Origin of the sequence: Sphingomonas mali NBRC 15500 (assembly GCF_001598415.1) — a bacterium.
In the GTDB taxonomy this organism is placed as follows: domain Bacteria; phylum Pseudomonadota; class Alphaproteobacteria; order Sphingomonadales; family Sphingomonadaceae; genus Sphingomonas; species Sphingomonas mali.
In genome coordinates, this window is sequence record NZ_BCYX01000006.1 from 16,375 (window position 1) to 35,685 (window position 19,311).

At 65.5% G+C, this 19,311-nt stretch carries 18 protein-coding genes; 9 read left to right on the forward strand and 9 right to left on the reverse strand.

Features of this window, described 5'->3' with window-relative positions; translation table 11 throughout:
* Positions 1 to 84 precede the first annotated feature (84 nt).
* The 4 genes from ilvD to SMA01S_RS06870 are packed head-to-tail and all read left to right on the forward strand — an operon-like array spanning position 85 to position 4,793.
* Positions 85 to 1,806: a dihydroxy-acid dehydratase gene (gene ilvD, locus SMA01S_RS06855; protein ID WP_066819688.1), complete on the forward strand. Its 1,722-nt coding sequence runs from the start codon at positions 85 to 87 to the stop codon at positions 1,804 to 1,806.
* Positions 1,787 to 2,218, forward strand: coding sequence for a hypothetical protein (locus SMA01S_RS25100; protein WP_066819689.1), 432 nt, complete (start codon positions 1,787 to 1,789; stop codon positions 2,216 to 2,218). Before ilvD ends, SMA01S_RS25100 begins: the two co-directional genes overlap by 20 nt.
* Complete coding sequence (locus SMA01S_RS06865; RefSeq protein ID WP_066819690.1) at positions 2,215 to 3,609, forward strand: bifunctional ADP-dependent NAD(P)H-hydrate dehydratase/NAD(P)H-hydrate epimerase; 1,395 nt, start codon at positions 2,215 to 2,217, stop codon at positions 3,607 to 3,609. The genes SMA01S_RS25100 and SMA01S_RS06865 overlap by 4 nt, the downstream gene beginning before the upstream one ends.
* Positions 3,606 to 4,793 carry a class I SAM-dependent RNA methyltransferase gene (locus SMA01S_RS06870; protein ID WP_066819943.1) on the forward strand — a complete coding sequence of 396 codons (1,188 nt, stop codon included), beginning with the start codon at positions 3,606 to 3,608 and terminating at the stop codon, positions 4,791 to 4,793. The genes SMA01S_RS06865 and SMA01S_RS06870 overlap by 4 nt, the downstream gene beginning before the upstream one ends.
* Positions 4,794 to 4,889: 96 nt before the next feature.
* Here SMA01S_RS06870 and truA read toward each other — a convergent pair whose 3' ends face one another.
* Both truA and fmt read right to left on the reverse strand, forming a co-directional pair.
* Positions 4,890 to 5,630: a tRNA pseudouridine(38-40) synthase TruA gene (gene truA, locus SMA01S_RS06875; RefSeq protein ID WP_066819692.1), complete on the reverse strand. Its 741-nt coding sequence runs from the start codon at positions 5,628 to 5,630 to the stop codon at positions 4,890 to 4,892.
* Positions 5,627 to 6,535: a methionyl-tRNA formyltransferase gene (gene fmt, locus SMA01S_RS06880; protein ID WP_066819694.1), complete on the reverse strand. Its 909-nt coding sequence runs from the start codon at positions 6,533 to 6,535 to the stop codon at positions 5,627 to 5,629. Before fmt ends, truA begins: the two co-directional genes overlap by 4 nt.
* Before the next feature lie 55 nt (positions 6,536 to 6,590).
* On the opposite strand from fmt, the gene recR reads away from it, so the two are divergent.
* The gene (gene recR, locus SMA01S_RS06885; RefSeq protein ID WP_066819698.1) at positions 6,591 to 7,187 is read left to right on the forward strand and encodes a recombination mediator RecR; all 597 of its coding nucleotides are present in this window, start codon (positions 6,591 to 6,593) and stop codon (positions 7,185 to 7,187) included.
* 21 nt (positions 7,188 to 7,208) lie between these two features.
* Here recR and SMA01S_RS06890 read toward each other — a convergent pair whose 3' ends face one another.
* From SMA01S_RS06890 to SMA01S_RS06905, 4 genes are all read right to left on the reverse strand, one after another.
* Complete coding sequence (locus tag SMA01S_RS06890) at positions 7,209 to 7,940, reverse strand: NYN domain-containing protein (RefSeq protein WP_066819700.1); 732 nt, start codon at positions 7,938 to 7,940, stop codon at positions 7,209 to 7,211.
* A gap of 56 nt (positions 7,941 to 7,996) precedes the next feature.
* On the reverse strand, positions 7,997 to 8,386 hold the full coding sequence (locus SMA01S_RS06895) for a DoxX family protein (protein WP_066819702.1): 390 nt from the start codon (positions 8,384 to 8,386) through the stop codon (positions 7,997 to 7,999).
* 91 nt (positions 8,387 to 8,477) lie between these two features.
* Complete coding sequence (gene greB, locus SMA01S_RS06900; protein WP_066819704.1) at positions 8,478 to 8,978, reverse strand: transcription elongation factor GreB; 501 nt, start codon at positions 8,976 to 8,978, stop codon at positions 8,478 to 8,480.
* Between the two features lie 105 nt (positions 8,979 to 9,083).
* Complete coding sequence (locus tag SMA01S_RS06905; protein WP_066819706.1) at positions 9,084 to 11,066, reverse strand: lytic transglycosylase domain-containing protein; 1,983 nt, start codon at positions 11,064 to 11,066, stop codon at positions 9,084 to 9,086.
* Between the two features lie 88 nt (positions 11,067 to 11,154).
* Between SMA01S_RS06905 and dapA the strand changes: the two genes are divergently transcribed.
* Positions 11,155 to 12,036: a 4-hydroxy-tetrahydrodipicolinate synthase gene (gene dapA, locus SMA01S_RS06910; protein WP_066819708.1), complete on the forward strand. Its 882-nt coding sequence runs from the start codon at positions 11,155 to 11,157 to the stop codon at positions 12,034 to 12,036.
* A gap of 88 nt (positions 12,037 to 12,124) precedes the next feature.
* Here the strand turns inward: dapA and SMA01S_RS06915 are convergent, their stop codons facing one another.
* Genes SMA01S_RS06915 through SMA01S_RS06925 form a run of 3 tightly spaced genes read right to left on the reverse strand, consistent with a single transcriptional unit; the run spans position 12,125 to position 16,895 of the window.
* On the reverse strand, positions 12,125 to 13,057 hold the full coding sequence (locus SMA01S_RS06915) for a TauD/TfdA dioxygenase family protein (protein ID WP_066819710.1): 933 nt from the start codon (positions 13,055 to 13,057) through the stop codon (positions 12,125 to 12,127).
* Positions 13,058 to 13,083: 26 nt separating this feature from the next.
* Positions 13,084 to 14,487: an MFS transporter gene (locus tag SMA01S_RS06920; protein WP_066819712.1), complete on the reverse strand. Its 1,404-nt coding sequence runs from the start codon at positions 14,485 to 14,487 to the stop codon at positions 13,084 to 13,086.
* Positions 14,488 to 14,495: 8 nt separating this feature from the next.
* Positions 14,496 to 16,895, reverse strand: coding sequence for a TonB-dependent receptor (locus SMA01S_RS06925; protein ID WP_066819714.1), 2,400 nt, complete (start codon positions 16,893 to 16,895; stop codon positions 14,496 to 14,498).
* A gap of 547 nt (positions 16,896 to 17,442) precedes the next feature.
* On the opposite strand from SMA01S_RS06925, the gene SMA01S_RS06930 reads away from it, so the two are divergent.
* From SMA01S_RS06930 to smpB, 3 genes are read left to right on the forward strand one after another with little or no spacing between them, the layout of a single operon-like run.
* Positions 17,443 to 18,069, forward strand: a complete 627-nt coding sequence (locus SMA01S_RS06930; RefSeq protein WP_066819716.1) for a DUF805 domain-containing protein — start codon at positions 17,443 to 17,445, stop codon at positions 18,067 to 18,069.
* A gap of 43 nt (positions 18,070 to 18,112) precedes the next feature.
* The gene (locus SMA01S_RS06935; RefSeq protein WP_066819718.1) at positions 18,113 to 18,730 is read left to right on the forward strand and encodes a DUF805 domain-containing protein; all 618 of its coding nucleotides are present in this window, start codon (positions 18,113 to 18,115) and stop codon (positions 18,728 to 18,730) included.
* Positions 18,731 to 18,771: 41 nt separating this feature from the next.
* Complete coding sequence (gene smpB, locus SMA01S_RS06940; RefSeq protein WP_066806604.1) at positions 18,772 to 19,257, forward strand: SsrA-binding protein SmpB; 486 nt, start codon at positions 18,772 to 18,774, stop codon at positions 19,255 to 19,257.
* Positions 19,258 to 19,311 lie beyond the last annotated feature (54 nt).

Below are 19,311 nucleotides of genomic sequence, written 5' to 3' on the forward strand. Positions count from 1 at the left end.
GAGCGGCTTCGGCCGCTCCCCGCCACACCGGCATACGCAATAGTCTTGCGTAAATGGGTCTTCTCGCGACATAGGCGTCGCGCCATGACCCACACATTCGACAAATCGAAACTCCCCAGCCGTCACGTCTCGGTTGGTCCGGAGCGCGCCCCTCACCGCAGCTATTATTACGCCATGGGCCTGACCGAGGAGGAGATCGCACGCCCGTTCGTCGCGCTCGCTTCGGCCGGCAACGATTCGGCGCCGTGCAACACCACGCTCGACGCGCAGGCCGATGCCGCGCGGCGCGGCGTCGAGCAGGGCGGGGGCATGCCGCGGCGCTTCAACACGATCACCGTGACCGACGGCATCGCGATGGGGCATCAGGGGATGAAAGCCTCGCTGGTCAGCCGCGAGGTCATCGCCGATTCGGTCGAGCTGTCGGTGCGCGGCCATTGCTATGACGCGCTGGTCGGCTTTGCCGGGTGCGACAAGTCGCTGCCGGGAATGATGATGGCGATGCTCCGCCTCAATATCCCGTCGATCTTCGTTTATGGCGGGTCTATCCTGCCCGGCCGCTTCCACGACCGTGACGTCACGGTGAAGGACGTGTTCGAGGTTGTCGGCCGCTATGCCGCCGGCAATTGCCCGCTGTCCGAAGTGCACGAGCTCGAACGCGTGGCCTGTCCGGGGCATGGCGCGTGCGGCGGCCAGTATACAGCCAATACGATGGCATGCGTTGGCGAGGCGATAGGATTATCCTTGCCGAACAGTAATATGGTCCCGGCTCCTTACACCACGCGTGAACAGATTGCGGTGTCGGCCGGCGCCCAGGTGATGGAGTTGCTGGCGAGGAATATCCGCCCGCGCGACATTTGTACTCGTCAGGCCTTCGAGAATGCCGCGCGGATCGTCGCGGCAACCGGCGGCTCAACCAATGGTGCGCTCCATTTGCCGGCGATGGCGCACGAAGCGGGGATCGAGTTCGACCTGTTCGACGTCGCCGAGATCTTCAAGACCACGCCTTATTGCGCCGATCTCCAGCCCGGTGGCCAATATGTCGCCCGCGACATGTATGATGCAGGCGGGGTCTATATGCTGATGAAGACCCTGCTTGCCGAAGGGTTTCTGCATGGCGACTGCCTGACGGTGACCGGCAAGACGCTGGGCGAGAATATCGATCAGGTGACGTGGAACCCTGACCAAAAGGTCATCTACGACGCCAAGACACCGATCACCCCGACCGGTGGCGTCGTCGGCCTGCGCGGCACGCTGGCGCCGGAGGGCGCGATCGTGAAGGTCGCCGGGCTTCACCATCTGCAGTTCGCCGGACCGGCGCGCGTGTTCGATTGCGAAGAGGAATGCTTCGCCGCGGTCGAGGCCCGCCAGATCAACGAAGGCGAGGTGATCGTCATCCGCTATGAGGGGCCGAAGGGCGGCCCGGGCATGCGCGAGATGCTATCGACCACCGCGGCTTTATACGGCCAGGGTATGGGCGAGAAGGTCGCGCTGATCACCGACGGGCGTTTCTCGGGTGCGACGCGCGGCTTCTGCATCGGCCATGTCGGCCCCGAAGCCGCCGATTGCGGTCCGATCGCGTTGATCGCGGACGGCGACATGATCCGGATCGATGCCGAAACCGGGACGATCGACCTCGATGTCGCGGAGGATGTCCTCGCCGAACGTCGCAAGGCGTGGAAGGCGCGGGTGTCCGATTATGGGTCGGGCGCTTTGTGGCGCTATGCGCAGAATGTCGGCCCTGCCTATAAGGGCGCCGTGACCCATCCCGGAGCGGCGGCCGAAACCCATGTCTACGCGGATATCTAGCGCTCTAGCGATAGGCTCGATCCTGATTCTCGCCGCCTGTTCGGCCGACCCGCGATCGTCGGCCGGCAGCGGCAATAGCGAGTTCGACAATGCGCTCGCCCAGGCGAGTTCGGATGCCGAGGACGATGGCCGCATCGTCTGCGCGCCGGCGGGCAATGCTGCCTTCTCGCGCCAATGCACGCTCGATCGTGTGCAATCGACCGAGGGCCTGATCCTGACCGTGCACAAGCCCGACGGCGGATTCCGCCGCTTGTTGGTGGTCAAGGATGGGCGTGGCGTCATCGCCGCCGACGGTGCCGAGGCGGCCAAGGTCACCATCGTCGCCGATCATCAGATCGAAGTGGCGATCGGTGGCGACCGCTTCCGTTTGCCCGCGACGATGAAGGGGAAGGGCGCTAATAGCGCCAAATGATTCCGATTGAAGGCTTACCGATCGTCACCGCAGCTGCGATGCGCGCGGCAGAAGAAGCGGCGTTCGCCGGTGGGGTTTCGCAATCCGAATTGATGGAACGTGCCGGGACAGCCGTCGCGCGCGAGGCGGCCCGCTTCGCGATGGGGCGGCCGGTGCTGGTCCTTGCCGGTCCGGGCAATAATGGCGGCGACGCCTGGGTGGCCGCGCGCCTGCTGCGCGAGAGCGGGCATGACGTCATGGTGGCCGCCCTTGGCGAGGCGACGCAGGGCGTCGCGGCCGAGATGCGCGCGCGATGGACCGGCGAGGTGGTGGCGCTCATCGATGCGCCGGCACGGCCGGTCGTCGTCGACGGATTGTTCGGAACGGGCCTGACGCGTCCATTGGCGCCCGATGTCGCCGGCCAATTGCAGCGGTTGGTGACCGCCGCCCACTTCACGCTCGCAATCGATCTACCCTCGGGCATGGACACCGATTTCGGCCGCGACCTGGGTGCAGCCAGCGCCACGGTGACGCTTGCGCTTGGCGCGCTCAAGCCCGCACATCTGCTCGATAAGGGGCTCGATCGCCGCGGCCACCTCCTGCTCGACGATATCGGCATTCCGATCGGCACGGCTTGGCGGACAGTCGCGACGCCACGGTTGAGCAGGCCCGGGCAGCACATTCAGAAATATACCCGCGGGCTGGTCGCGATCCTGGAAGGCCAGATGCGGGGTGCCGCCAGGCTCGCAGCGAACGCGGCGCTTCATGGTGGCGCCGGCTATGTCGTGCGGCTTGGCGCAGATGACGGCCAGGGACCGAATGCGATCGTTCATCGGCCAGTGTCGGAGTTCGAAAAGCTGCTCGAGGACGAACGGACGGGCGCGGTGGTGATCGGGCCTGGCCTGGGGCGCGACGGAGACGGGGGGGCGAGCCTTGACGCGGCGATCGCATCGGCGCGATCGCTGGTGCTCGACGGCGATGCGCTGAGCCTGATCGGACGCGATATCGGCCGGTTGCGCGGCCGCGCTGCGCCGACCTGCCTGACCCCGCATAGCGGCGAGTTCGACCGGATGTTCGGCAAGGGGGAGGAAAGCAAGATCGATCGTACCCTAGCGGCTGCGGCTGAAACCGGGGCGGTGATCGTGCACAAGGGGGCCGACACGGTCATTGCGACGCCTCAGGGCGATGTGCGAGTCTATTCCGGCGGATCGCCGTGGTTGTCGACCGCCGGCACCGGCGATGTGCTCGCCGGCCTGCTCGGCGCGTGTCTGGCCGGAGGCGTGGCGCCGCTCGCGGCGGCTGAAGCCGCCGTATGGCTTCATGGCCGCGCGGCGCAGCTCGCAGGGCCGGCTTTCGCTGCCGACGATCTGATCCCGTGCCTGCCGCGCGCGATCGCGGAGTGCCTGCGATGACCGCCGATACGATCATCCGCGTCGCCGCGCGGGGCGAGGGCGTCACGGCGGATGGACGCCATGCAGCGCTGACGGCGCCCGGTGACGTGCTCAACGTCGATGGGTCTGTCACGCCCGGGCCGCATCACCAGATACCGCCTTGCCGTCATTTCCCGACCTGCGGCGGGTGCCAGCTCCAGCATCTCGACGACGCGAGCTACGCGGCGTTCATCACGGACCGTATCGCGGGGGCGCTTGCCGCGCACGAACTCGAAACGGATATCCGCGCGCCGATCGTTTCGCCGCCCAACACGCGGCGCCGGGCCTCGCTCCACGCCGAAGCCAAGGGTGGGCGGATAAGATTGGGGTTCGCCGAGGCCGGCAGCCATGCGATCGTCGATATCCAGGAATGTCATATACTTGCGCCGGAATTATTCGCCCTGGTGGCACCATTGCGCAAGCTGTTGGCGCGGCTGGGACTGAAACGCCGCCGGGCCGACATCCAGATGACGTCATGCGATCAGGGCGTGGAATTGCTGATCGGCGCGAGCTTCGACGGCCTCGAGGCGGCGGAGGCGATCATCGCCTTCTGCCAGCAACATGGAGTCGCGCGCTTCGCGACCGACGACGGCATAGGGCCCGAGACGCGGTGGGAGCCCGACCCGGTCACCATCACCTTAGGCGGCGTCGCCGTGCCGTTCCCGCCGGGGAGCTTCCTCCAGGCGACGCACGACGGCGAAGCGGCGCTGATCGCCGCGGTACGTGAAGCCGTGGGACAGGCAGGCACGATCGCTGACCTGTTCGCCGGGCTCGGCACCTTCGCGCTCTCGTTGGCCCCGGCGCGGGTCTATGCCGCAGAAGCGGGGCGTGACGCCATAATGTCATTGAAAGCAGCCGCTGGGCGTGCGGGACGGCAGGTGTTTGCCGACCATCGCGATCTCTACCGCCGTCCGCTCACCGTCGAGGAGCTCGGCCGCTTCGGAGCGGTCGTGCTCGACCCGCCCCGCGCAGGGGCGCGCGATCAAGCTGCGGGGCTGGCGCTGGCGACGACACCGGTTATTGCCTATGTATCGTGTAATCCCAGCAGTTTCGCGCGCGATGCTCAGATGATCTGCGAAGGCGGCTACCGCCTCGATTGGATACAGCCGGTCGGCCAGTTCCGCTGGTCGACCCATGTCGAGCTGGCGGCGCGGTTCAGCCGTTGACCTATTCCGTTCGCCCTGAGCTTGTCGAAGGGCACCCATGTGGCACGCTACGACTAAGCTACCGTGCTTCGACAAGCTCAGCACGAACGGGGAAGGTTAAGGATAGTCCGCGCGCAGGAAGTAAAGGCCGTCGGGCGGCGCGTTGAACCCCAGGGCCGCGCGATCGGCGGCCTGTAGCGCCGCCTTCAGGTCGCCTATCGACCATTTGCCCTGGCCGACCAATTCCAGACACCCGACCATCGAGCGCACCTGGTGATGGAGGAACGATCGCGCCGAGGCGAACACACTGATCCGCGCACCGTCGCGGACGACATTAAGGCGGTCGAGCGTCTTGACCGGGCTGTCCGACTGGCAATGCGCGGATCGGAAGGTGGTGAAGTCATGCCGCCCGACCAGTATCTGTGCGGCATCATGCATCGCGTCGGCATCGAGTTCCTGCGGCACGCGCCACGCCAGCCCCTTTTCCCAGGTCAGCGGCGCGCGGCGACAGATGATGCGATATTCGTAATGCCGGGCGAGGCACGAGAAGCGCGCGTGCCAATCGTCCGGCACGATCTCGCAGTCGAGGATCGCCACGGGGTCGGGTCTGAGGCGTGCGTTGAGTGCCTCCATCAGCCGAAACGGCGTGATCGCCCGCGTGACGTCAAGGTGCGCGCGCATGCCCAGCGCGTGGACGCCGGCATCGGTACGCCCGGCGGCGTGCACGGTGACGTCGCCCTGCACGATCTCCTTTGCGGCACGCTCGATCGCAGCTTGCACGCTGGGTCCGTGGTCCTGCCGCTGCCAGCCCATGAACGGACGCCCGTCATATTCGACCGTCAGCGCGAAGCGCGTCACAGACGCGTGCCTATGTCGATGGAAAAGCCCCGCAAAAGCTCGTTCGACGTCATGACGCCGCGTCCCGCGCGCTGCACCGCGAGCGGACGGATCGCCCCTTCGCCACAGGCGATGGTCAGCTGGCCGTCGAGAACGTCACCGGGGGTGCCGGACAACTCCATGACGGCAGCGCTGAGCACCTTGATGCGCTCGCCGGCATATTCGAAATAGGCGCCCGGCGCTGGGTTGAACGCGCGGATCTGGCGTTCGACGTCGATGGCGGAACGGGTGAAGTCGATCCACGCCTCGGCCTTGTCGATCTTCGACGCATAGGTGACGCCTTCCTCGGACTGTGCACGCGGCGGGAAGGTGCCGATGTCGTCGAGCACGCGCACCATCAACCGTGCGCCGATCGCCGCCAGTTCGGCCGAGAGGATGCCTGACGTCTTGCCATCGATCGGCGTGCGCTCCTCGAGCAGCACCGGCCCGGTATCGAGCCCTGCCTCCATCTGCATGATCCCAACCCCGGTTTCGGTATCCCCGGCCAGGATCGCGCGCTGGATCGGCGCCGCGCCACGCCAGCGCGGCAGCAGCGAGCCGTGGACGTTGAGGCAGCCGAGCCGCGGGGCGTCCAACACGGCTTGCGGCAGGATCAGCCCATAAGCCGCCACGACCGCGACGTCGGCCGCCAGTGCCGCGAATGCCTCGATCGCGCCCGGTTCCTTGCGAAACGACAGCGGCGTGCGCACCTCGATCCCCAGCGTTTCAGCGCGCGCCTGAACCGGTGAGGGGGTCAGCGCCTTGCCACGGCGCCCGCCGGCACGGGGCGGCTGGCTGTATGCCGCGACGATGTCGTGGCCCGCCGCGATCAGCGCATCGAGCACCGGAACGGCGAAGTCGGGGGTTCCCATGAAGACGATCCGCATGGGGTTCGCCTTTCGCCCCTTGGCAGGGGGGCACGCAACCCCCTATTTGTTCCCCATGGCATCGCAGGAAATCGAAGCGCTGACCCAAGCGCTGGCTCGGCTCCCCGGACTCGGGCCCCGCTCGGCGCGGCGCGCGGTGCTGCATCTGCTCAAGAAGCGCGAGGCGGCGCTGGGGCCGTTGCTCGCCGCGCTTGAGGCTGTGGATCAGAAGCTCGCGACCTGCTCGACCTGCGGCAATGTCGATACCAGCGATCCGTGCGCGGTGTGCGCCGATCCGCGCCGCGACCAGCGGTCTTTGTGCGTGGTCGAGGAAGTCGCCGATCTCTGGGCGCTCGAACGATCGCGGCTGTTCCCGGGGCGCTACCACGTGCTGGGCGGCCGATTGTCGGCGCTCGACGGCGTCCGGCCGGAGGATCTGGCGATCGCCAACCTGGTCGGGCGGGTCGAAGCAGGCGGGATCGACGAAGTCGTGCTGGCGATGAACGCCACGCTCGAAGGACAGACCACAGCGCATTACATCGCCGAGCGGATCGAGCGGTTTCCGGTTCGGCTTACGCAGCTGGCGCATGGCCTGCCCGTCGGTGGCGAGCTCGATTATCTCGACGAGGGCACGCTCGCCCAGGCGATGCGCGCGCGGCGACCGGTGGGCTGATCGTGATTTCGCGTTAAGGGGCTAGCGCACGCGCTTGACGAAGATGCGGCCGCCGTCGCGGCGCTCCGTCTGGAAATTGGGCACCGCCTCGATGAGGTCAGAGAGACGTTTATAGCCATAGTTTCGCGCGTCGAAGCTGGAGCGGTTGCCCGCGCGCTCGCCGAGCTCGGATAGGTTGACGTACCCGCGCTCGTCGCGCTTCACGGCGTCATAGGCATCGACCAGCAGTTTGAGCAGTTCCGGGTCGACGTCGGCCTTGCCATTGCCGGCGGCAGCGTGGCCACCGTTGACAGTCTCCGGGGCAGGGGCCGGGCGGAGCGCGGTGACGTCGATGTACCGGGTACAAGCTTGCCGGAACGATTCGGGCGTCTTCGACGTGCCGAACCCATAGACGGGCAGGCCATCCTGCCGGATCCGCATCGCCAGCGGCATGAAGTCCGAATCCGACGACATGATGCCGAAGCCGTGGACGCGGCCGCGATAGAGCAGGTCCATCGCGTCGATCGTCATCTTCATGTCGGTCGCGTTCTTGCCCTTGGTCAGATCGAATTGCTGCTGCGGCTCGATCCCGTAGCGGACCGTCTGGTCACGCCAGCCCTTGAGCGCGGGCTTGGACCAATTGCCGTAGACGCGGCGGATGTTGACGGTGCCGAGCTCGGCCAGGATCGTCAGTACCGGGTCGAGCGTGCTGGAGGACGCGTTGTCGGCGTCGATCAGCAGGGCGATGTTGCGGCCATGAGTCTCGTCGGTCATGGCGCCGGTGTAGCGAGCGCGATGCGGCTAGCGCAATCACGCCCGCACGGGTTAGGCTATTGGGCAGCCGGCCGGCTACGCAGCGCGTCGAGGCTCCACGATCCAGCGCCCGCCGCGGCGAAGAAAAGGAAGATGAAGGCGTAGAGCATTGCCGGCTCGCCACCGTTGACCACCGGGAAGAAGCTTTTGGGGGCGTGCGCCATAAAATAGGCGACCGCCATCATGCCCGACAAAATGAACGCGACCGGCCGCGTGAACAGGCCGAGCAGGAACAGTCCGCCGCCGACCAGTTCGAGCGTACCGGCGGCGTAGAGCAATGGATTGAGCGGCATGGGGAAGGGCGGGATACCGAAGAACTTGGATACGCCGTGCTGCATGAAGCCGAGCGCGGTGACGATACGCAGCAGCGATTGGAGCTGGGACGACCAACTGGCGAGAATGGGCACGGATGATCTCCTGTTCGTTACGTGATCGATCTAGAACCTATCACGATCACCGACCAGCCACGCGACGGAAACGCTCCGTTACTTTTTGCCGTTATTGTTTGGTCGCATCGGCGGAGGGATAGCTGACCTCCATCACTTCATATTCCTTTTCGCCCGCGGGCAAGGTCACTCGGCGCAGGTCGCCGACCGCGGCTCCTCGCAAGGCGCGGGCAAGTGGGGCGCTCCAGCCGATCAGGCCCTTGCCGGCGTCGGTCTCGTCGTCACCGACCAGGGTCAGGATGCGCTGATTATCGTCCTCGTCGGCGATGGTGATCGTGCAGCCGAACCAGGCGCGACTGGTGTCGGGTTGTTGCGCCGGATCGACCACCTTCGCGGCCTTCATCCGCTTCGACAGCCAACCCAGGCGCCGGTCGATCTCGCGCAGCCTTTTGCGGCCGTAGATATAGTCGCCATTTTCCGAGCGGTCGCCATTGCCCGCCGCCCAGGCGATCGTCTCGACGAGCTTCGGCCGTTCCTCGGCGAAGAGTTGCTCATATTCGGCACGCAACGCGGCGAAGCCGGCCGGAGTGATGTAATTGGGGCGATCGTTCACTGAGCCTCGATAGCCCCATCCGTCATCCCAGCGAAAGCTGGGATCTCGAGCCGTATCGCGCCATGGCCTGAGACCCCAGCTTTCGCTGGGGTGACGGGCAGGTTGTCAGCCCGGCCGCTTGTTGCCGATATACCAGCTCAATCGCGCATTGCCGGTCGACAGCGCGCGTTGCGGATTGATCAGGTCGTAGACCACCGCATTTTCAAGCACATGCTGCACATAGCGCTTGGTCTCGTCGAACGGGATCGCCTCGATCCAGTCGACCCAATCGACCGCGCCGGTGCGCGGGTCGCCGTTCGCCGCCAGCCATTTGTTCACGTTGCCGGCACCGGCATTGTAGGCGGCGATCGCCAGCGGATAGCTGCCATATTGATTGTAGAGCCGCTGAAAATAGGCGGTGCCGAGCTGGATATTATAATCGGTGCTGCTGAGGAGCATGCCCTGATCCCAGGCGAGGCCGAGCTTGCCCGCCTGCTCGCGCGCGGTGCCGTTCATCAACTGCATCATCCCGCGCGCGCCGGCGCGGCTGATCAGCGAACGGTCGAACTGGCTTTCCTGACGCATGATCGCATGCGCCATCGTCCAGCTCGACGCAGACGATGCCGGGATATTGACCGTCGGAAATCCCGAACGGCTGTAATCGGTGACACCGTTCAACAGCGCGCTCCGCCCGACCATCACCGACAGATCAGGCCGCCCGAGCGTCCGCGCGAGTTCGTCGGCCAGTACGTGATCGTCGACGGTGCTCGCGAGGTTGGCGATCTGGCGCAGGAAGAGGCTCTGGTCCTCATGCGCACCGACCGTTCCGAGGAATTGCGCCGCGCGGACCACTTCGTTGTTGTAGAAAGCCGAGCGTTCGGCGGGTGGGATCGGCGGGGGCGTCGGCTCGGCCGGTGCCAATAGCGGCTGGCCGAGGCGCTCGGCCGCCAACTGGCCGTAGAATTGGTCACCGTAGCGCGCCGCCGCGGTGAGGTTGCGAGTCGCTCCATCGTTCTGCCGGGCGGCCTGGGCTGCGCGTCCTGCCCAATAGAAACCCTTCGACTTGAGCGCGGTCGACCGCGAGCCGCCGGTATAGCGGACGAACATGCCGATCGCGTCGGACGGACGACCCAACCGCTTGAGCGCGGTTTGCCCGGCAAGCCAGACCAGATCGGTATAGGGATCCCGCTCGGCAAGAGGACGCAGCGCGATGTCGGTGCCGGTAGGATAGGCGTCGTCGACCTGGCTCGCGATATTGTACGCGGTCGAATAGTCGCCCGCCTCGACGGCGGCCCGGGCATTGCGCAGCAGCAGGTCGAACCAGCGATCGACATCGAGCGGTTTGCTGGAAAAATTGTGCGGCCGGGCCAGCAGCGCGCGTGCCGATCCGGCGGCGCCTGTATTGGTCAGCCAGATCGCCTTGTCCGCCAGATAGCCGGGATCGCCGGCGCCGATCGAATCGGCACTGCCCGCGTCCGGTGCGTTGGTGCGTAGCGCAAGCCGTGCCGCGAACAGCGGGCGTCGCCCTGCGCTGGTAAGCGCGAGCTGGCGGGCCGCGGCGGTGGTCTGCCCCTGCCACAGCAACTGGTCCATCCGCACGTCCTGGTCTTTCGGCAGCAGCGCATCGGGCCAGGTCGTCAGCACCTTGCTCTCGTCGGTCGGCGTCAGGCTCCCCTGAGCCCAGGCATTGCGCGCGGCCGTCCGCGCGTCGTCGATCGAACCGGTTGCGGTCAGCGCCTCGGCGAAGCGGACCCACGACGTGCCCGTTTGCGGCGGATAGCGCCGGAAGAACGCGACCGCGGTCGACGGCGACCAGCCCGGCATGGCCAGCGACGCTTCGGCTGCGCGGCGCATCGCGACGTCGCCGGGCCACCCCGGATGCGCGAGCAGGAAACGGGCATAGCTTTCGAACGGAGCGCTATTGGTCTGCCTGAGCGAGCGCCATTCGGTGATCGCCGCCGACAAGGCGCTGACCGACCTGGGATCGGCACTGGGCGCGCCCATCAATTTGGACTTGGCCCATTCGAGCTGATCCTGGAACGCCATACCCGTCGCCGCCATCCCGGAAAGGGCGGCGGCGGCAATCCCGCTTTTGAACAACGCAAGCATGTGGACAGGATATGCTCTCGCGCCCTATCTGTCAGGATATAAAACAACGAAAAAGCGGCGGATCGCCGTCACGCGGGAGCGTTTAAGCATGTTTTCGGGATCGATCCCCGCATTGGTCACGCCGTTCGCGGCGGATGGCGCCTTCGCCGAGGACGCCTATCGCGAACTCGTCGAGTGGCAAATTACCGAGGGATCGGCCGGATTGGTGCCCGTCGGGACCACCGGCGAGGCGGCGACGCTGACCGCCGACGAGCATTTCTATGCGGTGCGGGTCTGTGTCGAACAGACCAATCGCCGCGTGCCCGTGTTGGCCGGCGCTGGCTCGAACGACACCCGCGTGGCGATCGCCAACGTCCATGCCGCCAAGGCCGCGGGCGCCGACGCCGCGCTGATGGTGCCGCCTTATTACAACCGTCCGAGCCAGGAAGGCATCTTCCGGCATTTCGAGGCAATTGCGCGCGAAACGCCGCTGCCGATCGTGCTTTACAACGTGCCTGGTCGCACGGTGACCGACATCCAGCCGGCGACCATGGCGCGCATCGTCAAGGCGTTTCCCCAGGTCTTCATCGGGGTGAAGGATGCGACTGGCAGTCTCGGCCGGGTGACCGAGCAACGGCTGGGCTGCGGCACGGATTTCGTCCAGCTGTCGGGCAATGACGAGACAGCGCTGGCGTTCAACGCGATGGGCGGAGTCGGCTGCATCTCGGTCACCGCGAACGTCGCGCCGCGCTTGTGCGCCGAGTTCCAGGCCGCCTGGGCCGCGGGCGATCATGCTACCGCGCTGGCGCTCCACGATCGGCTCTATCCGCTGCACATCGCGATGTTCACCGATGCTTCGCCCGGGCCGGTCAAATATGCATTGGGTAAGATCAAGCCGGATTGGCCGATGCACCTCCGGCTGCCGATGACCGAGCCGAGCGACGCCAGTCGCGCAGCGGTCGACGCGGCGATGGCGATAGGACGGCTCTGAATCCGCAATGATGGTTTCGACGCCGCGTCCGGCGTGACACGGACGCGGCGCCAGGATGGGGCAGCGGCCGCTACCCCAGCCAAGTCGATCAGGCGGCGACGGCGATCAGTTCGGGCTTGATCACCCGGCTGCGGCTGCCGTCGATCGCCACCGGCACGTCACCGGCGACCGTCGCGCGGCGCAGCGTCCGGCGCTGCGGCCCGAAATCGGCGATCGCGCGGTGCTGGGTCGCGCGATTGTCCCAGATCGCCACGTCGTTCGGCTTCCAGCGCCAGCGCACGGTATTCTCGGGCTTGGTGATGTGATCCTGCAGGATCGAGAACAGCCGCTGCGAATCCGCCGAATTCAGCCCGACGAACTGCTTCACGAAATGGCCGAGCAACAGCGCGCGCTCGCCCGATTCCGGATGGACGCGGACAACCGGGTGTTCGGTTTCATAGACGGTCGACGCGAATACCTTGCGGTGCTCCTCGACCCGCTTGCGGTCGGCCTCGCCGAACGTCCCGGCATAATCGTAGAGATTGGTGTGCAGCGCCCAGAGGCCGTCGACCAGCGTGCGCAGGCTCTCGGGCAATTCCTGATAGGCGGTGACGCCATTGGCCCAAAGCGTGTCGCCGCCGGCTTCGGGAATGGTAATCGCGCGCAGGATCGACGCTTCGGGATAGGCATCGACGAACGTCACGTCGGTATGCCAGCTCGACGCCGCATAGCCTTCCTTCGAATCGAGCTCGAGCAGATACTTGCTGCCGTCGACGACCGGCACGGTGGGGTGCGCGATCGGCTTGCCGAATTTCTCCGCGAACGCTTCCTGCGCGGCGTCGTCGAGATGATCCTGATCGCGGAAGAAGATCACCTTGTGGCGCACCAGCGCGGCGCGGATCGCGGCGATGGCGACCTGATCGAGATCGCCGGACAGCCTCACGCCGCGGATTTCGGCGCCGATCCGGCCGGCGACCGGCACGATGTCGAGCAGGGCATCGGCGTCCCGCGCATTCACGAATTCATGGGTAAGATTGGTCATGGCACGTCTCCTTCGGGTTGAAGTGGTCATTCGGCAGGGGCGAGCGCTGCCCCCTGGGCGTCCAGCGCACGGCGGACTTCGGCATGCGCCGCCTCATCGAGCGGAAAACCGCTGACGAGCCAGGCGGAAAAGGCGTGCGCGATGGCGGGGCCGATCGCGAAGACGATGGCCAGGGCTTGCAGCGTGGCCGGGCTGTTGGCCGCCTTGGGATCGAAGCCGAGCCAGGACACGAGTGGCAGGGCGATCCCGACCGCGACGGCGGTTGCGGCCTTGCCGGCCAGACTGAACACCGAGAAGTACAGCCCGGTGCGGTCTTCGCCATGGTCGAGCCGGTGCTTGTCGGCGACGTCGGCGACGATCGCGCGGAGCATCAGATTGCCCGAGCCCTGGGCCAGTCCCTGCGCCAAGGTCAGCGCGAGCAGCAGGCCGAAGCGATCCGGGGTAACGAACAGCAGGCCCAGATTGATCGCCACCTGCACGATTTCGCCGGTCACGGCAGTACGATGCTTGCCCAGACGGTAGCCGATCTTGAGCCAGATCGGGCCGGCCAGCACCCCGAACACGAACTGGAACAGGAATAATCCCGCCGCCCAGTCGGGCCGGTGCATGAAGAAACTGACATAGAAGACGATCAGCGAGGCGCGGATATTCTGGCCGAGCGTCACCGCGAAATCGGAGCCGAGCACGCGCAACAGCAACGGGTCGGCGAGCACGGTGCGGATCGCCTGGCCGATCGGCAGGCGTCGCACGGGCGCGAGGGTCACCGGCTGCTCAGGGAAGGCAGTCAGCGTGAGCACGAGCCCGGGCAGAATCGTCACCAGCACCAGCCCGCCCATCAGCGCGAGCTTCAACCGGCCGTCGCCCGGCCGCCATTGATCGGCGATCGTCGGCAGGATCAAGGTCAGCAGTAGCGCCGACGCGGTCACCACGGTCTGGAACGTCGCGATCCGCGTCCGCTCGTGATAACGGCCCGAAATCTCGCCCGACCAGGCGAGCAACGGGATCTGGATCGCGGTCCAGCCGAGATAGAAGAAGAACAGCGTCGCGGCGAGATAGGCGACCGACACCTGCCCCTGTGGAAAGAACAGGAACGCCGCCGCCAGCGCGAACAGCAGGCCGCCCCCGGCGATCCACGGGCGGCGTCGGCCAAAACGGGTGCGGGTGCGATCGCTCAGCGTGCCGACCAACGGATCGAGTAGCGCATCCCACAGCCGGCCGACCAGGAAGATCAGGCCGATCGCGCCGAGCGACAGGCCGTGATCCTGGACATAGATGGGCGGCAGATAGACGGCGAGCGGCAGCCCGGCCGCTGCGACCGGCACCGCGACCGCCGACAAGGCGATCAGACGCCACGCGGCGGGACGGTGCGGACCGGCGTCATCGGCCGGGGCGGTGAAGTACAGCGGTCGGGGCGGGAACAGGCTGGCCATGGTTCACCTCACAATTTGATGCGGAGCGTGGCGCCGACCGTCCGGGGATCACCGAGCAATGCCGTGATCACGCCGGTATTGGCGGGAGCAAGTGTCTGGAAATATTTGGTATTGGTTAGATTGCGGGCCCAGACTGAGAGGTCCCAGCGGCCGTTTTCCGGCCGCACGCCGACGCGCGCGTTGAGCACGCCGTAACCGGGCACCTGAGCGTAGCGCGAATTGGTCGACGAGGTATTCAGTGACGAGCGGTGCGCGAAATCGGCATGGCCGTAGACCTGAAGCGCCTGGCCGGCGATACGGCCGACCGGTTGGGCAATATCGGCGCCCAGCGTGTAGGTGAACTTGGGAACGCCGGCGAGCGACTTGCCGTTCAGATTCTGGATCGATCCCAGGTCGAGCCGCTCGGGCGCCTGCGGCGCGTTGGGATACTCCACATAGACGGCGTCGGTATAGGACGCCGAAGCATTGATGCTGACGAGACGGGTCGGGGTGAAGCTGAGATCGGCTTCGGCGCCGCGCGACCGGACGCTGGAAATGTTGGAGATATATTGGCGGTAGGTAAGGCCGCCCGGCGCCTGCTCGGTGATCGCAGTCTGGTAATCGGATATGTCGGTCCAGAATGCGGCAAGGTTCGCGGTCAGCCGTTTGTCGAGTGCCTGCGCCTTCAGCCCGACTTCATAGGCATTGACCCGCTCGGGCCGCACGTCGGGGGTGACGCCGGCCGGCAGCGACGTGAGGTTGAGGCCGCCGGACTTCGATCCGCGCGAATAGGTGGCGTAGATCAGCGCGTCGGGCGCGATCTTGTACGACAGATTGGCGAGCAGCGAGAGACTGTCGTCGGTGAAGCTGGTCGAATAGGAGGTGACCGGATTGAACTGGTTGCGGATCGCGATCACCGCGCCGGCCGCCGCCGGGGACAAGGTCGCGGGATCGGTGCCGGCGACCCAGAACTGGTTATATGCACCCTCCTTCTTCTCGTGAGTGTAGCGCAGCCCCAGCGTCAGCTTGAGGCGGCTGGTCGCGTTCCATGTCGCCTGGCCAAACAAGGCGGCGCTGTGGGTCGTCGGCGTTGAGGTCGAGTTCGCCTCGAAGCCGTTGAGCGCGGCATTGGCGACCGCGGCGCTGGTGGTCGGAAGGTACCAATTGGGCGCCGCTGATCCATAAGCGACCGCGCCGTAGCCCTTGACGATCTGCCAGAAATAATAGGCGCCGACGACGTAATCGACGCGATTGTCTCCCTTCGACGCCAGCCGCACTTCCTGGCTGAATTGGCGCTGGAGATTGGCCTGCTGCGATTTCGTCACGACGGGCAGGCCGGTGGCGTCGCCATCGTTGGCCGGATCCCAATCCCACCAACGATAGGCCGTGATCGAGGTCAGGGCGGCCCGGCCGAGATCCCAGTCGATCTGTCCCGACGCGCCATAGCTCTTCATGTTGGCCTGATAGGGACTGTCGGAATCGCCGAGCCGAGCGAAGGGCGTGAAGGGCAGGGGCGTGTATCCGGCCCGGCTGGTGCGATTGAGGAAATTGTTGGCGATCGGCGTACCGTCGTCATAGGTGCCGAAGAAGCCTGACAGGACCTGCAGCACATGGTGCTGCTTCTGGTGCGAATAATCGCCGATCAGCTTGATCGAAAGGCGGTCGCTGGGCTTGACCAGCAGCTGCCCGCGCAAGCTGAAATTATAGTAATTGGCCGAATCGCTGCCGTCATGGACGTTGGTCAGGAAGCCGTCGCGCCTCGTGTCGGCGATGCTCAGCCGCGCCGCGACCACATCACCGATCAGCGCGCCCGAGGCTGAGGCGCGGAGCTGGCGATAGCCATAGTCGCCGAACGACGCCTCTGCCGACAGTTCGGGATCGAAGCTAGGGGCGCGCGTGGTGATGTTGATCGCGCCCGCGGTCGTATTCTTGCCGAACAGCGTTCCCTGGGGTCCGCGCAACACTTCGACTTGCTGCAGATCGACGAGGTCGAATTGCGACTGGGCGACGCGGCCGTAATAGACATTGTCGATATAGATGCCGACGCCGTTCTCCAGCCCGTCATTGGTTAGCGCGACGTTCGACCCGAGCCCGCGGATGTTCACATTGGTGTTGCGTGGATTGAAGCTGAATACCTGGAGGCTGGGGACCAGCTGCTGGATCTGCGCCAGCGAATAATTGCCGGTCGCGGCCAGCGCCTTGTCGTCGACCACGCTGAGCGCGATCGGCACGTCCTGCGCGCTTTCGGCCCGGCGGCGCGCGGTGACGACGATGTCTCCGCCGCCTTCCGGATCGGCATCGGCGGCAGTGCTGGGGACTGCGCTGGCCGCCGATGCCGGCGCGGCCTTCTCGTCGGCGAACGCAAGCGCCGGAAGGGCGGACGTCATCGCTGTCAGGCTGAGGGTCGTCAGGAAAAGATGCTTGGTCATCAGGCGAAAGGGTCCCCTTTGCCGCAGGCAGGCGCCTCCGGCCGCGCCTCGCAGGGCACGTATGTTCGATGGAATTCGGGCGTGCGCCGCCGGCGCTGCCGGTCGGCGTGATCGTCAGGCGATCAGGAGCAGTCGATCAGCCGATCGGACAATTGGAGTCATGACATCGCATCGTTTCATTCCCTTCATTCGGGGACGACGAAGCCGGGCGTCACGCAGCCCTGCATCGCGCTTTAGCCGTTGGTTACGCGGAGCAAGCTGCATCCCATCAAAAGCCGCAGGCCTGACGGTGGCTTTCGCCAGAGGGACGGCCATTTCCCTCTCGATCCGTTATTCCCATCATTTCGATAGGAGATAAAACGGTCAATGTAGATGCGCTAGGCGGTGCTAAAGCTGGGGTTTGGCGGGCGGCACGGTTCCGCAGGTTCGGCGCGCCAGTTTGGTGCAGCGATCAGCCGCCGGCTGCGATGGCCGCTAAGGTCGAGCAGGGGCTTTCAATTCCGCTCATGAGCGTTAGGCTCGCGACACATCGCGAGGGGCATTCGCCATGAACCTGCTGACCCGGCACCTGACCGGCATCGTTGACTTCGAGGGAAGGGAGAATCGTCAGCCCTTCTGGTTGTGGATCCTGATCGTCTACGTCGTTCAATTCGTCGTCATGGCGATCGCGATTGTCCCGCTCATGGCGTCCTGGGTCAATCAGATGGCGCCGGCGATGCAGGGCGATCCGCACAGGTTCGACAACGATCCCCAGGCCATGTTTCAGATCATGGCGCCAATGATGCAGAACATGATCATCATGATGCTCGTAATTGCCGTGTTGTTTCTCGTCCTGACCGTGGCCGCCGTGGTGCGGCGGCTTCACGACAGTGACCGTTCCGGCTGGTGGGCGTTGCCTTATTACGCGATGCAAATCGTCTCGCCGCTCGTCATGGCGGCAATTTTTCCCCACTACTTCACGATCATGGCCTCGATGACGGCGGCAAAGCCCGGCAGTCCGCCGGACATGACCAACCCGGCGTTCCAACAGGCCATGCAGTCGATGACGCTGATGTCGTTGGCCAACGTGCTCAGTTTCGCGATCCTGGTGATGATGATCGTCTTCCTTGTCTTGCCGGGAACGGTTGGGCCGAACCGCTTTGGCGACGACCCGCTGCAACCGCCCTTCCATTGAACGTAGCGCCTAAATCCCTCTGCGAGAGGAAGGACAGATCGCAATGAATCTGGTTCGCCAGCACGTGAACGGCTTGTTCGATTTCGAAGGGCGCGAGAACCGTCAGCCATTCTGGCTATGGGTGTTGGTCACCTATGCGGCGCAATATATCGTGGGCACGCTCATTTCGATCCCGCTGATGATGGCCGGTTTCCAGAATATGCAGCCGATCTTCGGGCGCGATCCGAAACAGTTCGACCGCCATCCCGAGATGATGATGCAGGCGATGGAACCAGTGTTTCGCTGGGGGATGATTGTGAACGCGATCTTGATGCTGGCAATGGTCGCGCTTCTCGCAGCGGCTGTGGTCCGCCGACTTCATGACAGCAACCGGTCGGGGTGGTGGGCAAGTCCCGTCTTTGCGGTTCAGGTGGCGACCCCAATATTGTTCGCAACGGTTTTTCCGACGATGTTCGGAACATTCGCCAAGGTCCGCTCGAACCTGCCGCCGGCCGAAAGCCAGCCGTCCTGGGACCCGGCGATGCAATCCTTCACATTATTATGGTCGGTTGGCATGCTGGGATTTCTGCTGACGATCGTGCTCGTCATCTTCCTGGTCCTCCCTGGCACCGTTGGTCCCAACCGCTTCGGCGACGATCCACTGAACCCACCGTTTCACTAGAGCTTTCTTTCCGGCGCCCGGGAGCCTACATCGCCCGGCCCATGGCCCGTCCAAAGCCCCTTACGTTCGACAAGCAGAAGATCGTCGCCGAGAACCGGCGCGCGCGGTTCGACTATGCCATCGAGCAGACGTTCGAGGCGGGGATCGCGTTGACCGGCACGGAAGTGAAGAGCCTGCGCTCTGGTGAGGGATCGATCGCCGAAAGCTATGCGGAAGTGTTGGCGGACGGCGGCGTCTGGCTGGTCAATTCCAACATCCCCGAATTCAGCCACGGCAATCGCTTCAACCATGAGCCCAAGCGGCCGCGCAAATTGCTGCTCAATGCGCGCGAGATCAACAAGCTGCATGGCGCGGTGGCGCGCGACGGCATGACGCTCGTGCCGCTCACCGTCTATTTCAACGCACGCGGGCGCGCCAAGGTCGAGCTGGCCCTGGCCAAGGGCCGCAAGGCGCACGACAAGCGCGAGCATATCAAGGAGCGCGAGTGGAAGCGCGACGCCGGCCGGATCATGCGGGACCACGGCTGACGCGATTGACTAGGCGTGTCACCGGCCTAGAACACGCGCTATCAATAAGGGGGA

What these genes read in the sequence shown, in the direction of transcription:
- SMA01S_RS06935 (WP_066819718.1), top strand. Translation starts at nt 18,113, where the DNA reads ATGAATCTGGTTCGCCAGCACGTGAACGGCTTGTTCGATTTCGAAGGG.
- smpB (WP_066806604.1), top strand. Translation starts at nt 18,772, where the DNA reads ATGGCCCGTCCAAAGCCCCTTACGTTCGACAAGCAGAAGATCGTCGCC.
- fmt (WP_066819694.1), bottom strand. Translation starts at nt 6,535, where the DNA reads ATGCGGATCGTCTTCATGGGAACCCCCGACTTCGCCGTTCCGGTGCTC.
- ilvD (WP_066819688.1), top strand. Translation starts at nt 85, where the DNA reads ATGACCCACACATTCGACAAATCGAAACTCCCCAGCCGTCACGTCTCG.
- SMA01S_RS06930 (WP_066819716.1), top strand. Translation starts at nt 17,443, where the DNA reads ATGAACCTGCTGACCCGGCACCTGACCGGCATCGTTGACTTCGAGGGA.
- SMA01S_RS25100 (WP_066819689.1), top strand. Translation starts at nt 1,787, where the DNA reads ATGTCTACGCGGATATCTAGCGCTCTAGCGATAGGCTCGATCCTGATT.
- recR (WP_066819698.1), top strand. Translation starts at nt 6,591, where the DNA reads ATGGCATCGCAGGAAATCGAAGCGCTGACCCAAGCGCTGGCTCGGCTC.
- SMA01S_RS06925 (WP_066819714.1), bottom strand. Translation starts at nt 16,895, where the DNA reads ATGACCAAGCATCTTTTCCTGACGACCCTCAGCCTGACAGCGATGACG.
- SMA01S_RS06865 (WP_066819690.1), top strand. Translation starts at nt 2,215, where the DNA reads ATGATTCCGATTGAAGGCTTACCGATCGTCACCGCAGCTGCGATGCGC.
- SMA01S_RS06920 (WP_066819712.1), bottom strand. Translation starts at nt 14,487, where the DNA reads ATGGCCAGCCTGTTCCCGCCCCGACCGCTGTACTTCACCGCCCCGGCC.
- SMA01S_RS06890 (WP_066819700.1), bottom strand. Translation starts at nt 7,940, where the DNA reads ATGACCGACGAGACTCATGGCCGCAACATCGCCCTGCTGATCGACGCC.
- dapA (WP_066819708.1), top strand. Translation starts at nt 11,155, where the DNA reads ATGTTTTCGGGATCGATCCCCGCATTGGTCACGCCGTTCGCGGCGGAT.
- SMA01S_RS06915 (WP_066819710.1), bottom strand. Translation starts at nt 13,057, where the DNA reads ATGACCAATCTTACCCATGAATTCGTGAATGCGCGGGACGCCGATGCC.
- SMA01S_RS06870 (WP_066819943.1), top strand. Translation starts at nt 3,606, where the DNA reads ATGACCGCCGATACGATCATCCGCGTCGCCGCGCGGGGCGAGGGCGTC.
- SMA01S_RS06905 (WP_066819706.1), bottom strand. Translation starts at nt 11,066, where the DNA reads ATGCTTGCGTTGTTCAAAAGCGGGATTGCCGCCGCCGCCCTTTCCGGG.